The following is a 14,353-nucleotide window of genomic DNA, read 5'->3' on the forward strand; positions in this document are numbered from 1 at the left end:
AAGACGCTCATATACTATATTTGAACAGCGTTCATATAAAGGAACGATAATGCCTTTCGCGCACTGCGAGTCCACTTAGGCCATGCTCAGGTGCCAATGGGGCGACCTACCCATAGGAAAAGAAATGCAGACCACCAACCCGCAATTACAATCAGCGCCTCTCAATCTCTCGGAACACATCAAGGCACTGGTAACAGGCGATGCTCAGTTGCGCGAGGCCATGCCCCTTACGCCAGTCAACGAAGCCAAGCTCAACCCTGCCTTAGGATTGGCGCAAACGGTCGCACTGTGCATGGAGGGCTATTCAGACCGCCCTGCATTGGCTCAACGCTGTATCGAGCGTGTCACCGACCCGGTTAACGGGCGAGTCAGCCAGCGTCTGCTGCAAGAATTCACAACCCTCTCGTACGCTGAACTCTGGAGGCGTGCCAAGGCCTTGGCCAGTCTCTGGCAGCAGGATGAAGCCCGACAGCTGGGGGCTAATGATTTCCTCTGCATTATCGCGTTTGCCGGGAGCGAGTTCGTCACCGTCGACCTGGCGGCCATTCATAACGGCGTCGTGGTCGTCCCCTTACAGACCAATGCCCCTTTGAGTCAACTGACTGAGATCGTCAAGGAAGTGCAGCCGCGCTGGTTCGCCACCAGCCTGGAATGCCTGCACAATACAGTGCAGCTGGTACTGCAGGGCCATCGCCCGTTAGGCGTGCTGCTATTGGACTACGATGAGCAAATAGATGACCACCGCGAAGCATTGGCCGCCGCCCAGGCCGAGCTATCGGCGGCCGGCCTGAAGGATCTGGTGCTGACACTGGAGGACGCCTGCGACATGGGCACGAAACTCCCCGTGCCACAGCTATTCGCAGAACAAGTAACAGGCAACCGCTTATCCACGCTGTACTACACCTCAGGAAGTACTGGCCTGCCCAAAGGCGCCATGTATCCGGAATCGATGCTGATGCCTAACTGGCGTCTGAATGCTCCTATTCCTCTCATTTATATGCACTACATGCCGATGAACCACTCATTTGGCCGAAGTGGCGTATTCAGTACACTAGGCAGTGGTGGTACCTGCTATTTCACTGCGAAGAGCGACCTTTCTGAGTTGTTCAATGACATCCAGCGTGTGCGGCCAACTGTCATGGCCATCGTGCCGCGGATCTGCGAGATGGTCTATCAACACTATCAGACTCAGCTGGAGCGCCGCAGTGCCGGGTGCAATGAGACCGAGGCCCTGCGAGACCAACTGATGGGCGAAATTCGAAATGTCCTGCTCGGCGGACGCCTGCTCAGCGGCAGTTTCGGTTCCGCACCGCTAGCCCCCGAATTACGCCTCTTCATGGAAAACTGTCTGGGCTTTCGGATGGACGAGTTCTATGGGGCTACCGAAGTTTCCGGCGTTTCGCGTAATAACCGCTTACTGCGACCACCGATCATCGACTACAAACTCATCGACGTCCCGGAACTTGGCTATTTCACCACCGACAAGCCACATCCCCGTGGCGAGCTACTGATCAAGACTCACTCCATGATGCTGGGGTATTATCAGCGGCCTGAAGTGACCAACTCAGTCTTCGACGAAGACGGTTACTACAAAACTGGCGATATCATGGCAGAAACGGCGGTGGATGAGCTCGTGTACCTCGACCGCCGCAACAACGTCATCAAGCTGTCCCAGGGCGAGTTCGTCGCCATCGCGAGGTTGGAGGCAGTGTTCACCAACGGTCACCCACTGATTCGCCAGGTGTATCTCTATGGCACCAGCGAGCGCTCGTTCCTGCTAGGCGTTTTAGTGGCGAACGAGCAGACGGCTCGGGATATGGGCATCAACGACGAAGCTGCGCTCAAGGCTGCGCTGCGCGAAGCGGTCAAGAAGGTTGCTCGCGACGAGCAGCTCAACGCCTACGAGGTGCCGAGGGACTTCCTGTTAGAACATACACCGTTCAGCGTTGAAAACGGCCTGCTGACTGGCATCGGCAAATACCAGCGCCCCAAGTTCAAGGAGCGCTACGCCGCCCGTCTGGAGCAGCTCTATGATGACATTGCGACCCGTCAGGCTGACAAACTTCAAGCGCTGCGCCGTGAGGGCCGCAGTGCACCGATCTTTGAGACGATTGTGCGTGCCGTGCAGGCGACGCTGGGCATGGAAGTGCTCGACCCGCAAACCCAAGCGAGCTTTACAGAGCTAGGTGGTGACTCTTTGTCTGCGCTCTCCTGCTCTGTATTGCTGGAAGACATCTACGAAGTCGAAGTACCTGCCAGCGTGATCAACCATCCGACGGGCAACCTGGGGCAGGTGGCGCAGTACATAGAACGTGCCCTGGACGAGACGTTCCAACACCCGACCTTCGCTTCTGTTCACGGTCGCGGTGCCACCGAGATTCGCGCCAGCGACCTGGTTCTTGATAACTTCTTCGATGCCAGGACACTGAAAGAAGCGTCCCATGCAACGCCACCGTCCAGGGAGCCGCGTACGGTGCTGGTCACCGGCGCGAACGGCTATCTGGGGCATTTTCTCTGCCTGGAGTGGCTGGAGCGCATGGCGGCGGTTGGCGGCCAGGTCATTTGCATCGCCCGTGGGCGAGATGCCGACTCAGCGCGCCAACGCATTGCTGAAGCGTTCGAGAGCGGCGACGCGCAGCTCAAGCAGCACTTTGAGACCCTCGCCGACAAATACCTATACGTACTCCCTGGCGATCTGGGCGAGCCGGATTTGGGTCTGAGCGCCAGTGATTGGCAGTCGCTAGCAGAGACAGTGGACGTCATCGTCCATCCTGCTGCCTTTGTCAATCATGTGCTGCCGTATGCGCAACTATTCGGCCCCAACGTTGCGGGCACCGCCGAACTGATAAGGCTGGCATTGAGCAAGCGCGTGAAGCCGATTCACTATGTCTCCACCGTAGCGGCCGCAGCGATCCCCGGCGGTGTCATTGATGAGGAAGCCGACGTCCGCGAGGCCAGCCCAGTGCGCCCCCTCGAGACTGAGAGATATGCCGACGGCTACGCAAACAGCAAGTGGGCCGGCGAAGTACTGCTGCGCGACGCCCACGAGCGCTTTGGCTTACCGGTGGTGGTGTTCAGATCGGACATGATCCTGGCGCACAGCGTTTATCACGGGCAGCTCAATGCCTCCGACATGTTCACCCGTTGGTTGTCCAGTGTAGTGCGCACGGGCTTAGCGCCACGTTCGTTCTACGCGCAGGGTACAGATGAGCCTCATTACGACGGCTTGCCGGTGGACTTCACCGCCAAGGCTATCACTGTGCTGGGCGCCGAGGCAGGCGATGGCTACCAAACTTATCACGTGATCAATCCGCACGAAGACGGCATTTCGATGGACACGTTTGTCGACTGGGCAATAAGCGCTGGGTATCCGATTCAGCGTATTGATAATTACGATAACTGGTTCACGCGCTTCGAGACTGTGCTGCGTGGCCTGCCGGAGAAGCAGCGGCAACAGTCTTTCCTGCCGCTGTTACACCAGTTGCGCAAGCCGATGCCGCGCACGGCTGGCGCTTGGGTATCAGCGACGCAGTTCCAGCGAGACGTGCGCAAGTTCGGCGTCGGCCCGGGCGGAGATATTCCTCATCTTTCAGCTGCGTTCATTGGCAAATATCTGGCGGATCTCAACCACTTGGGGCTGGTATAGGCAACTTCGACAGGTGCCCTACAGTACGGGGGCAGAGCTAAAGACCATTGATTGAAAGCGGAGGCGGCGCGTTCCCGGAACGCGCCGACATCCATTGAATTATCGCGGCGCAGCTTCAAGCAAACTTGGCGCGGCTCAGGAGAGTGCGGGGTCAATTCGGCATGTACCACTGAGTCAAGGCTGCGGCGCTTTGCACCAATAACGCTCCACCACGGCACGGTGATGGCCGTGGTAGAGGCGCTTGATTACAAGGACCCTGGGCAATCAGTCGTATAGGATGTTTTCGCTGACTTCGCGCCAGGTATCCAGCTGGTCGCTAGTAGCCTGCAGGATCGATTTGTAGGTACTGAAAGCGCTGGGATGAACCGGCAGATGCAAGGGCGGGTGTTCTGCGTCGACTGCGGCCAGAATCGCCAGTGCCGCCTTGGCAGGGTCACCGTCTTGACGACCATCCAGTTTCGCCAGCCCGCCGCGCACTGCACCGGCCGTACGCTGGTAATCGTCGATCACCCGCTCCGAGCGTACGATGGCGTCGCCAGAAGCCCATCGGGTGCGTAGGGCGCCTGGCTCGACATTGGTAACGCGAATCCCTAGCGGCCCTGCTTCGGCGGCGAGGGCGGCCCCGAGCCCTTCAAGGGCGAACTTGGAAGCGCTATAAATTGGCATGCCGGGAATTCCCATGAAACCGGCCATGGAGGTGATGTTAACTACATGCCCCCAGCGTTTTGACCGCATCGATGGCAGCACCGCTTGAGTTGCCGCCAGGGCGCCAAAAAAATTCGTCTCCATCTGCTCACGCGCTTCGCGCTCGCTGACTTCCTCCAGAGCACCGGCAAGACCGTAGCCGGCGTTGTTCACGAGAACGTCGACCCCTCCATGCTGCTGCGCTATCTCGGTGATGCGCTCCACCACCCGTGCATAATCGCGCAGGTCCAATTCCAGCGCATGGGCGCGCCCAGGAGCGAGGGCTTCGAATGCCTGCATTTGCCCAGGCTGTCGCAGCGTACCAATGACCACATCGCCACGCGCCAGTACGGCCTTGGCCAACGCCTCTCCAAGACCACTTGATACGCCAGTAATCAACCACTTTCGAATCGAAGACATGCTAAAGCTCCTTCTCTTTTATGGATATTGCGGGCTTGATGCTCTAACATACGCATTTGTGAACACCATTCACAATACCCATCTGAAAAATTCAGAGCGGCGGAGCTTGAGCCTTAGCAAAATCGCGAACAACCAGACGTATGAAATCAGCGTCATCACTCGCACCGGCTCAGGTCAACCAAGCTTTGATACCGCCGATATAGTGATCCATTAAGGCCAATGCCTGTTCTTTGTCGCGTGCGATAAGTGCCTCAGCGATTCGTGCATGCAGACGTTTAACCCGTTTAACCACCGCATTTCGGTCATGCAAAGAGCGAAAATGGAAAGTCGAATGCGCATTCGCTAATTGCAAGACCACGGAGGTGAACAGGCGCAAGGCCGCATCGCCACACAATTCACCGAGTAAGAAATGAAACTGCAAAAGCTCATCAGCGCCCGCCCGACCATCCAACGCCTCCTCAGCTGCAATTTGCTCCCTCAGGCGCAGCTCCCCTTCGTGATTCAAACGTGCAACCACTAGATTTACCGTGGCGGCCTCCAGGGTCTGCCGCGTAGCCAAAATTTCACCTGGGCCAATTTTCGCGTACTCCAAATAAACTTTGATAGCACGTGTGGTGGCCTGCAGGTCGGGCCTAGCTACCACCAGGCCGCCGCCTGCGCCTCGTTGGACCGTCGCTATGGAATCATGCTCAAGTAAACGTATTGCCTGTCGTAAAACAGCGCGACTGACCTTGTATTCTTGCATCAAGTCCGACTGTGACCCCAAGGGCAGTCCTACGGGCCATCCGAGTTGATAGATACGCTTCATGATTTCGCCAACAAGTGCTTCAGCCTGGCTCAACCCTTGCCTTAGCCCCTTAGCTGCTTGTTCCCCGTCCGCGCTCTGTGCTCGGGCATGCAGTGCCACAGCTGCCAGCCACTGACGCGATGAGAATTCGCTCTCAGGCTGCTCGCTTCGCTGCTTGCGTCGCTGAGCTGCGAGCTCCGCAAACATTTCGGTGTCTTGCGTGGGTATCAGCAAGGACACAGTGGTAAATCCTTCAGATTTCTTTCGCGCACGAAAGCTAGCAACACGCTCTGCAGTTGATTTTGGCAAGTGAATCACCCTCACGTTACATGTAACGATAAATATTTTTAGTACGCATTCATGAGTCTGCCTACTTAAAAACCGTTATACATCAATGGCAAGGCCCCAAGCGTGCAAGCCATTGCATTGAAATTAACCTCGGCGCATTTAGCCACGGTTCAAAAGGCTTTGCGTCAAAAAATAGGTGCCTTTAATCTTGCCACAAGCCCCAGCGGCCCGGAATCGAGACCTCACAAACAAAAAGGAAAATCTATATGGTGAACCTAACTCGCCCTCGTCGCGGCGGATTTGGCTGGCAGCCTCTCGTGAGCGCCTTTGAGCCCACCCTTGAGGACATGATGTCCAATCGCGCCTATTTCGGTATGCCACCGGAAGCCCTTTATCTGTGGGGGACGTTCCGCGACGAGGACGGTGAAATTTATACCGCCATGCGCCGCATCCCTGCTGGCCTGCCTGGAGACGCAAAAGACTCGCGCCGACGTTTTTATCTGCTGACCACAGCAGGTCATGAAGATGGTATGCACATGCATCCTGCTGGCCGCGACTCTGTACCCAACGACAACTGCCGCCGGACGCTCGAGACCGATCATGTTCACTGGCGAAGTGATCCCGATATGGCTGGCAACCCATTTCACGTTACCTGGAGTCCAGAAGACTGCAGCTGGCAAGAAGAGGGGGTCATGGACATACGCGGGACGCTCGTCAAGCCGGGCATGCACTGGTACCTCCCCGGCGCCGACGCAGGCATGTACTACGTAGCCAATATTTTTGAAATGGAAGGGACCATCCTGGGTAAAAAAGTGCGCGGGATGATCGGATTTGATCCCATCTACATGTATGAGGGCGGCGAGATCTACAAGACCAAGGACGCCTTGGTGCAGGAAAAGCTCGAGTTGGTCTGGTACACGTGGGCCACCCGTTACAAAGACGGCAGTATTGATGCCGGCCACTTCACGCTGGGTAATGATCAGTTTGGATTCGCCATTCTCACCAACGAACGAGGTGAAGTTCGCTTCACCTACGATGTCACCGGTAAAGTGGATTTCGGCGCCAATGGTTATTGGCAAGAAGGCATCCGCTACAGCGCGTTTGGTGAAGAATGGGAATTCATTCCTGACCCCAAGGGCCGCTTGGTGGGGTTGGGCACACTGAAGAATCCGCAGGTAGATGGTCGCTGGCGTCGAGTCGGGGATACTCGCGAGCCGGATGTTTGGTTTGCCTGGGGAGAGGCAGCGCCAGAAAACGGCCATCAACCGGTCAACCGCTTCATTGATCTTGGCGAGCGAATTGGTGTCGACTTCAAGAAATACTAATGTCTTGGACCCGGGACCCACTCTCAGCTGATGTAGAAGGTCAAGGCGAAGAATTCGCCTTGACCTTTCAGGTGTTTCAGAGTCTGAATCGGAGTTTGCGCTCGGTGCCGGTAAGCGGACTGGTTTCGCCCCAAGCCCAGTAAGTCTCTGGTTCCCTGGTGTCGCCTACTCGGCGCCAGCGGCCTTCGTTCTGCGGGGTGGATGGCTGAGATTTCCCAAGAAAATCAGGCATGCGCCCTTTCGGATCAGGGATGAATTCCCATAGCGAGTCCGCGGCGCGCAGGTAAATGGCCTCTGGGAAGTTTCGATCGGGGCCAGACTTTACGATGGCTTCGACATCGGTGCAGGTGGTGACTACCTGTTGGTCCGTGGTTATCAGTGCGAAACCCCATCGGTCATGTCCGGCGCTAAAGTGGCCTCCTTCAAATGAGCCATCCTTATAGCGCGTTCCCCACGTGTACCAGGTGACGTGTGTATGGTCGCCGGCCATTGGATCGCCTTTGCCATACAACATCGCGTCTTCGCGCATGAACACCGTGTCGGCGCAGACGAAGCCTCGAACATCCCGACCTGCCAGCTTACCGCTGACCTGGAACATGGCAGAAGCGTAATAGATGCCGGAGTCAGTCTGCGGCAAATACCAATGCAGGCCGGGGCCACAGAGTATACCGTCAAGTTCCATTACACCCTGCTCGCGCCACTGCAGGGTGTCCGAGCCGTAGACGATCTCATAGGCGGCGCCATCAGCGTCGGCTGGGCTACGACGAAATGCGATACCGTTCTCAACGCCGCTGACGACATTCTTGCCTGAGGCGGCGCTTTGGAATAGCGGGGTATCGAAATGCAAGCATCCCTCAGCATTGCGCGTTGACTGGATGATCAGAGTGTCACGCCCTCCCTTGCTCGTATCGCAGAAGCGCCGGGTGAGGGAATACAGATGACCTTCGTTGTCTCGCAGCGTCCCATAGTGCAGCGCGCCTTCCCAACCAAGACCAAAATAACCCCGGGTTTCAATCAATCGTTCGGGCTCATATAAATGAGGCCCGACAAGTGCCTTGTACCCGAAGTTACCTCGTTGAGGCCATTGCAGAGTGGACATGTGCAGTATTCTCCCTTATGTGAAACCCTGCAGTGGTGTCGGGATCAGTGATTGACAGGTGCACCGCAGAGACTAATCGCAGGATTCACCAAGGCCGTTCGAAGCGAGCAAGCGGGCCGCGGCTCGGACCATAATGGTACGAGGCTGTATCTTTATCAAGGGTTACTTGTACATGAAGCAGACTAACGAGCCTATTTCTGGCCACGCAGCAACAGCATCCGAGGAGCTTCACAAGCCGCGCAGAGGCCGCCCATCGCGAGCGGATGCTCCGCGCATGGAGCAGCATCTGCTCGATATTGCTTGTCGGCTTTTCGTCGCCAGCGGATACGATCTGACAACCATGGACGCCATTGCGATGGAGGCTCGCGTGTCCAAGCGGACGCTTTATCTACGCTACCCCAAGAAAGAGCTGCTGTTTGCGGCGGTGGTAGCCGACCATACCGCTCGTAGCTTCGCTGCGGTAGAGGCGGTGCTGGAGCGATTTGCAAGCGACCCTAGCTTGAGTTTGCGTGCACGGTTACAAATGTTGGGTCATGTCTTCGTAGAGCAGGCTGTTAATCCGGACACCTTATCCTTGGATCGGAGCATGGCGACGACCGCCCAGCGCTTCCCCGAACTGCTTGATTCGCTGCACAGGGCCGGATATGAGCGAGCTACCTCCATCGTTCAGACCTTGCTCTCAGAGGCGGGGGCCAAGGAGTCGGCAATTTCCGCACAGGCGTTTTATTCGTTGCTGGTGCTCGCCCCCATTCGAGAGCGGCTAAGGGACGGGAAGCAACAGGTTCCAGACGTTGACCGAGTGGTTGACTTCATCACCGCTGGGGCTCGAATTTCGACGACATGATGAAGTTGGCATTTGCACGGGTAGAGCGCGCCTTTGAAATGAAGGTAGAAGGCGCGACACCTTTTCCTGGGCGATTCAAAAGGCTGCTCAGGATTTACAGGGTTTCCTAACGTCCCTTCAGATCGATATTCGTCAGGACCACCAACGGCACACGCTCTAGCTCATGCTGGAAAATTCACTCACCGCTGTGTACGAATGGCAGGTAGCAAGCGCACTTTGGCTGCCAGTCACGCTGGCCGATTGATCAGCAGGGCGCGTAATACCGCGACCAGCGTAAGCGGTTGATCGAGCATTAGATGGTGATGGCCCTGGGGAATACAGATCGCACCCCGAGAATAACGCAGAAGCGAGGCGATTCTCTCGGCGCGCCAAGGCTCTACAACGCTGCTTCCTTCGCCGTACACGTAGTCCACCGGCACGTCGATGCGTCTGAGTAACGCGCTGCCGTCGCACTCGACAAGGGTGTAGGGCAGCGCGGAATCGGCGCGCCAGCGCCAGCCTCCCTCAACCTCTTCAATGGAGTGAAAGGCAACGTGCTCGAACAGATCGTAGAGGGGGAGCGGTTGTTCCGGGAGCACGCGGTAGCGTTGGCGAATGGCCTCGTAGCTGGGGTGCAGCTGGGTGCTCCCGCTTCTTGGCGAAGGGGTCGAGATAGTCTGACCGCTGTCCACGTCCAGAAAGCGCACCCGGCTGTCGAGGATAATCGCATGCCGGATCAGATCCGGACGATCGGCGCATGCACGCAGTGTGCGCAGGCCGCCGTAACTGTGGGCAATAACTGTAGCCGGGCCAAGGTCGGTCTCCAGGATGACGGTCAGATCTTCAGTGAAGGCTTCTGGGGAGTACTGCGCTCGCGGGCCGCTTTCACCCATGCCCGAAAAGTCCATCGCGAAAACCCGGTAATGATCGATGAAATAGGGAGCGATGAAGTCCCACCAGTGGCTGTTAGCCCGATAACCGTGGGCGAAAAGCAGTACGGGCTTGTTGGCGTCGCTGGCGTTCCAGCTGCGATAGTGCAGGCGTACATCCGGGTGTTGGACAAAGTGGGATATGCTCGGGGCTGAGACAGCGCGCAAAAGCCACTCGGGTGGGGCAACGTATTGAGGTGCGCCTGGTTTTTGATGCATGTGCACGCTGTCTCCTGGGTCTGTTGCCGTGATGGCCACGATATCTTCTTCGCCGTTCAACCTCGGCGGGTTAACGTGACGCCGGCGCGAATCATTATGTCCTTCTGCCGCCCGAGCACGAGCAGTGCTCCGTCGCTGCCTCCGATCCGGATCGCCACTGACGGTCCAGCGTAGGCAGGCCGTTCAGCGGTTTAGACAAGATTGCGGTAGTAGCCCAGCATCGTCGCAAGAACCCCACATCCTCAGCTGCCCAATGGGCCTGTGGTTGCGGCCTTGGTTTCGTGATTTGTATGAGGGTCGACCCCGTCGCCATGCGCCATCATGAACACTGTTCGTTAATGTAAATACAGCGAGTTTGCGTGTCAACGCGCCAGGACGCTGATGACTGAGGGTGGCAACGCCCGCCGTATGCGGAGGGTGGCTGATGTGGTATTTGTGACCGGTTACGACCGGTCACGAACGCCGCTATGGGCCTACGCCGAAACCTGCTGGGGTCGAAGATAAATGCCGTACAGCATCAGATCTATGGCCTTTTGCAGGTAGGCTTTCATCATCGTCGCATCACCCTTGGCAATCGGGTTCGCCAGTAACTCCCGCCTGGGCTGAGTGACGAGAATGTCGAAGACGATCGAGGCGGCGATGTGAATCGACTCTTCCTCGATCTCACCTCTATCGGCAGCCGAGCTTAGTAGAGACTCGATCAACGACAGTCGCCCTTTCTGAATGGTACCGGATACGCGCTGGTAGACATCGGGTATCCGGTATTGCACCAAGGCTATGAGCCGTTCCAGGCCGATCACCTCAGGGCGCAGCGAAATCTGCATCATCTCGCCGCCTAGAAAAAGCAGCTGATCTCGAAGCGTTCCGTCGGGTATCGCAGTCGAGATCGGGGTGATCAACCGCTCGATACCATGCTCTATCGCGTCCACCAACAGCGTTTCACGGTCCTTGAAGCGTGTATAGAGCGTGCGTTTGGATACCTGTGCCTCCTGGGCAATCTCGCTCAGCGTCACGCCATCAAGCCCGTGCTGGCAGTAGGCGCGCAGTGCCACCTCCAGTAGATGATTGCGTAGCTGCGCGGCAACCTCGCGGCTGGGTCGCCCCCCTTTGCTGGAACGGCCTTCAAGCAGGGCAGGCGCCTGCTGTGCCTCTTCTGTAGCTGCTCGTTTCAATCCTGTATCCCTTCAAATTGCGCCAATGATCAGCAAGTCCTTCAAGAAGAAACGGAACCCGTGAGTATACTTTACGATTATGAGCCTGTAGATTCTCAGTCTGCTACCTCTGCTTGTCGCCTATGACCGACGACACCCCGAAGCACGATAATCGAAAAGGACTGATCAATGAGCGATGATTACAATTCCAAGTACACGTCCATCAAGCATTCCCATGCGGCGATTACCCTTGACGATGAGGGAACCCATTTCGAATCACTGTCCAAACCCTCTACCGAGACCGACTTCTGGGAAGAGACGGCGTTAGGTGTGGTCGGCCAGGCTGGCGATTACGACGTGCTTCTGTGGGCCGCGGGTTATGCGCTGTCGGGCAATGGCGAAGGCATCTGGGGCAAAGGCCTGAGCGCCGAGCGGGAGATTCAGCTCATCGTAGTGCCCCGGGCTCAACGAGGCACGATGAGTGACAACAACTTCCTGCGCGTGGGCTGGACACCCACAGAGCGCTTATCGATGGACCAGCTGAAGGTGACCCGTACCGATGAGAAGGTCACGTGGGACTTCAAAGGGCTGCGCTTCGAGGCGGCCCCCCCGCACTGGGCACTGAAAGGGGAGGCCGGGGGGGCCCAGTTTGACCTTGCCTATGAGCAAAACGGCACGCCGCTCTGGAACTGGGGGCCGTTCAACAACGCCGCTCAAGCGGATCGTGCTGGCTACGATACCTTCGTGAGTGTCAATGGCTCGATCACGCTACCTGAACAGACGCTGGAGCTTACAAACGCTTATGGCGTGCGCGAGCACATTCTGACGGGGCAGATGAACGACCCGGTCAAGAACCTTCCGGCGCCCAATTGGATGTGGTGGCTTTACACCATCGATGGTGACGTGAAGGTTAATTTCTTCCAGGTCAATGACACGATGCAGCTCGGTTTTGTCAAATACGGCGAGCACGAACAGGTCAATATTTCATCGCAGGGCGATGCAGGGTCGATTCGCTTCGAAGTAACAGAGAAATGGGAAGACCCGCGGACCGGTATGAACCTGCCGGTCAAATGGAGGCTGGACATGGAGCGTGAGGGTTGCAAGGTTGCCGTTGATATCGCCGCTCATGGTCGAGCATACAGCCACTGGCCGACAGCGCATGGCACACGCATGTACTGCTACCTGTTGTCGACCATGAGCGGCACAGTCGAATTGCCGGACGGCCGAACGATTCAGTTGCACCAGCACCTGACGGTAAACTCCTTCTGCCGCACGGTCCTGACAGCCACTGAGACCATCGCAGGGGCTGCTGCCAAGAAGCCTGTCTGATCGAGAACACTCAAAAGGCGATTGGCTCGGTGAGTCGATCGCCTGTCGGGCTATTTATCGACTTACAGCGCGATCGCGTTTCGCCGCAGCCAATGCCTCGGCAAATTCGGGGTTGACCGCGGCGATACCGGCCGACAGCCTCGCGCCCGATTGATCGGAGCTCTTCGGCACTGCGTAACCCGATTCATCGAGAATACGCGGCAAGGCCTCGAGCAAGCTCTCCGGCGACATCGTCTCCAGAGTGAATGAGGCGCCCCAAGGTCGGCATAAGTGCTCGCGTTATGGATCAGCATGTCAATCCTGCCCCATTGCGCGATAACCGCATCCACCATCTGTTCAGCTTGGGCACGGTCACCGATATCGCAGCAGGCCGCCATGGTTTGGCCGCCGGTGGCGCGAATTTCTGCCACCACCGAATCGGCAGGGCCAGTATTACCACCGTGCTCGCCGCGCCCATCCACACCATAGTCATTAACCACGACCAAAGCCCCGCGTTCAGCGAGTGAAATGGCATGCTGTCGGCCTATGCCGCGCCGCGCCCGGTAATGAGCGCGACTTGCCCATCGAATCTCAACATCGTGTTGTTCCCCTGGGTGATCGCGGACGGAAATGGGTTTGCCGATCAGTCAGTCTACCGTCAGCACGATCTTGCCTCTTGCCCGGCCGGACTCGCTGCGTACATGCGCCTGACCTGCTTGGGCCAGGGGAAGGACCTGGTCAATGATGGGCGTGAGCACACCGTCGTCCAGAAGCGAGGCAAGCTTAGCGATGCGTTTGCCATTTGCCGCGACCTCGACCAGCGCCGTGCGTACCTTCAGCTGTTTTGCGAGCATGGCCTCGATCCCAGGCGGTTGCAGGGTCACGATCAAGCCATCGGTGCGCAGGACTTCCATCGATTTGACTTGGGTTTCGCCGCCCAAAGTGTCAAGCACAATGTCGATGTCTTTCACGGTGCTGGCGAAGTCAGCTATTCGGTAATCGATGACCTGGTCAGCACCCAGCGAACGTACCAGCTCGACGTTGTCTGTAGAGGTTGTTGCTATGACTTCAGTGCCGGCAAGTTTGGCCAGCTGAACCGCAAACACGCCTACGCCTCCCGAGGCTGCATGAATGAGCACTCGCTGCCCCCGTTTGAGCTCGGCGTGGTCGAACAAGGCGCTCCAGGCCGTCAGGGCGGCCAGCGGCACGCCGGCTGCCTGGGTGTGGCTCAACCGTCTTGGCTTCAAGGCAATTGCATCACTGCGCACGGCGATGTACTGGGCATAGCTTCCGCCCACCTGGACGTCCCGCATGCCGAATACTTCATCGCCTGGCTTGAAGCCCTGGACGCCTGGACCAACCCGCTCGACCGTTCCGGAGAAATCCGCTCCGGGTATGAAGGGCAGGGTGAGGTTTACGAAATCCTTGAACCAGCCGGCGCGGAACTTGTAGTCGGCTGGATTGACGCCTGCGGCCTGAATCCGCACCAGGACTTCGCCTGCGCAAAGATTCGGGGCCGGTACGTCATCCAGCACCAGCAGGTCAGGGCCACCGTAGTGGTGGAAGCGGATGGCTTTCATTCCATGTCCCCTCATTAGGCCCGGGGTCAACGATCGCCCGGTAGATAATTGTCATCCCGTCACGCTGCGTACGCGCCCAGTTGTGTTGGACAGC

11 protein-coding genes are annotated in these 14,353 nt (G+C 57.6%); 5 read left to right on the forward strand and 6 right to left on the reverse strand.

Features of this window, described 5'->3' with window-relative positions:
* The first annotated feature begins 124 nt into the window (after nt 1–124).
* Nucleotides 125–3,646: a carboxylic acid reductase gene (gene car, locus MRBLPB4O_RS11800; RefSeq protein WP_341798567.1), complete on the forward strand. Its 3,522-nt coding sequence runs from the start codon at nt 125–127 to the stop codon at nt 3,644–3,646.
* A 264-nt stretch (nt 3,647–3,910) separates the two neighbouring features.
* Here car and MRBLPB4O_RS11805 read toward each other — a convergent pair whose 3' ends face one another.
* Together MRBLPB4O_RS11805 and MRBLPB4O_RS11810 are read right to left on the reverse strand one after the other, a co-directional pair.
* On the reverse strand, nt 3,911–4,750 hold the full coding sequence (locus MRBLPB4O_RS11805; protein WP_341798568.1) for an oxidoreductase: 840 nt from the start codon (nt 4,748–4,750) through the stop codon (nt 3,911–3,913).
* Between the two features lie 169 nt (nt 4,751–4,919).
* Nucleotides 4,920–5,846, reverse strand: coding sequence for an FCD domain-containing protein (locus tag MRBLPB4O_RS11810; RefSeq protein WP_341798569.1), 927 nt, complete (start codon nt 5,844–5,846; stop codon nt 4,920–4,922).
* A gap of 245 nt (nt 5,847–6,091) precedes the next feature.
* Between MRBLPB4O_RS11810 and MRBLPB4O_RS11815 the strand changes: the two genes are divergently transcribed.
* Nucleotides 6,092–7,150 (forward strand): hypothetical protein, encoded by a 1,059-nt coding sequence (locus tag MRBLPB4O_RS11815; protein WP_341798570.1) that lies wholly within the window; start codon nt 6,092–6,094, stop codon nt 7,148–7,150.
* A gap of 76 nt (nt 7,151–7,226) precedes the next feature.
* Here the strand turns inward: MRBLPB4O_RS11815 and MRBLPB4O_RS11820 are convergent, their stop codons facing one another.
* A complete protein-coding gene (locus MRBLPB4O_RS11820) occupies nt 7,227–8,249 on the reverse strand; it encodes a hypothetical protein (protein WP_341798571.1) in 1,023 nt (340 codons plus the stop codon).
* Nucleotides 8,250–8,523: 274 nt separating this feature from the next.
* Between MRBLPB4O_RS11820 and MRBLPB4O_RS11825 the strand changes: the two genes are divergently transcribed.
* On the forward strand, nt 8,524–9,093 hold the full coding sequence (locus MRBLPB4O_RS11825; RefSeq protein ID WP_341798572.1) for a helix-turn-helix domain-containing protein: 570 nt from the start codon (nt 8,524–8,526) through the stop codon (nt 9,091–9,093).
* 227 nt (nt 9,094–9,320) lie between these two features.
* On the opposite strand, the gene MRBLPB4O_RS11830 is transcribed toward MRBLPB4O_RS11825, so the two are convergent.
* Together MRBLPB4O_RS11830 and MRBLPB4O_RS11835 are read right to left on the reverse strand one after the other, a co-directional pair.
* Nucleotides 9,321–10,220, reverse strand: a complete 900-nt coding sequence (locus MRBLPB4O_RS11830; RefSeq protein ID WP_341798878.1) for an alpha/beta hydrolase — start codon at nt 10,218–10,220, stop codon at nt 9,321–9,323.
* A gap of 473 nt (nt 10,221–10,693) precedes the next feature.
* Nucleotides 10,694–11,392, reverse strand: coding sequence for a TetR/AcrR family transcriptional regulator (locus MRBLPB4O_RS11835; RefSeq protein ID WP_341798573.1), 699 nt, complete (start codon nt 11,390–11,392; stop codon nt 10,694–10,696).
* A gap of 168 nt (nt 11,393–11,560) precedes the next feature.
* Between MRBLPB4O_RS11835 and MRBLPB4O_RS11840 the strand changes: the two genes are divergently transcribed.
* Together MRBLPB4O_RS11840 and MRBLPB4O_RS11845 are read left to right on the forward strand one after the other, a co-directional pair.
* Nucleotides 11,561–12,700 (forward strand): hypothetical protein, encoded by a 1,140-nt coding sequence (locus MRBLPB4O_RS11840; RefSeq protein ID WP_341798574.1) that lies wholly within the window; start codon nt 11,561–11,563, stop codon nt 12,698–12,700.
* A gap of 281 nt (nt 12,701–12,981) precedes the next feature.
* Nucleotides 12,982–13,206: a hypothetical protein gene (locus tag MRBLPB4O_RS11845; protein ID WP_341798575.1), complete on the forward strand. Its 225-nt coding sequence runs from the start codon at nt 12,982–12,984 to the stop codon at nt 13,204–13,206.
* Nucleotides 13,207–13,326: 120 nt separating this feature from the next.
* Here the strand turns inward: MRBLPB4O_RS11845 and MRBLPB4O_RS11850 are convergent, their stop codons facing one another.
* A complete protein-coding gene (locus MRBLPB4O_RS11850; protein WP_341798576.1) occupies nt 13,327–14,259 on the reverse strand; it encodes an NADP-dependent oxidoreductase in 933 nt (310 codons plus the stop codon).
* Between the last annotated feature and the right edge of the window lie 94 nt (nt 14,260–14,353).

The organism is Pseudomonas sp. LPB4.O, assembly GCF_038383825.1.
In the GTDB taxonomy this organism is placed as follows: Bacteria; Pseudomonadota; Gammaproteobacteria; order Pseudomonadales; family Pseudomonadaceae; genus Aquipseudomonas; species Aquipseudomonas putida.

Coding starts and splice junctions, on each gene's coding strand:
- MRBLPB4O_RS11845 (WP_341798575.1), top strand. CDS start 12,982: ATGGATCAGCATGTCAATCCTGCCCCATTGCGCGATAACCGCATCCAC.
- MRBLPB4O_RS11830 (WP_341798878.1), bottom strand. CDS start 10,220: ATGCATCAAAAACCAGGCGCACCTCAATACGTTGCCCCACCCGAGTGG.
- MRBLPB4O_RS11825 (WP_341798572.1), top strand. CDS start 8,524: ATGGAGCAGCATCTGCTCGATATTGCTTGTCGGCTTTTCGTCGCCAGC.
- car (WP_341798567.1), top strand. CDS start 125: ATGCAGACCACCAACCCGCAATTACAATCAGCGCCTCTCAATCTCTCG.
- MRBLPB4O_RS11805 (WP_341798568.1), bottom strand. CDS start 4,750: ATGTCTTCGATTCGAAAGTGGTTGATTACTGGCGTATCAAGTGGTCTT.
- MRBLPB4O_RS11815 (WP_341798570.1), top strand. CDS start 6,092: ATGGTGAACCTAACTCGCCCTCGTCGCGGCGGATTTGGCTGGCAGCCT.
- MRBLPB4O_RS11820 (WP_341798571.1), bottom strand. CDS start 8,249: ATGTCCACTCTGCAATGGCCTCAACGAGGTAACTTCGGGTACAAGGCA.
- MRBLPB4O_RS11850 (WP_341798576.1), bottom strand. CDS start 14,259: ATGAAAGCCATCCGCTTCCACCACTACGGTGGCCCTGACCTGCTGGTG.
- MRBLPB4O_RS11840 (WP_341798574.1), top strand. CDS start 11,561: ATGAGCGATGATTACAATTCCAAGTACACGTCCATCAAGCATTCCCAT.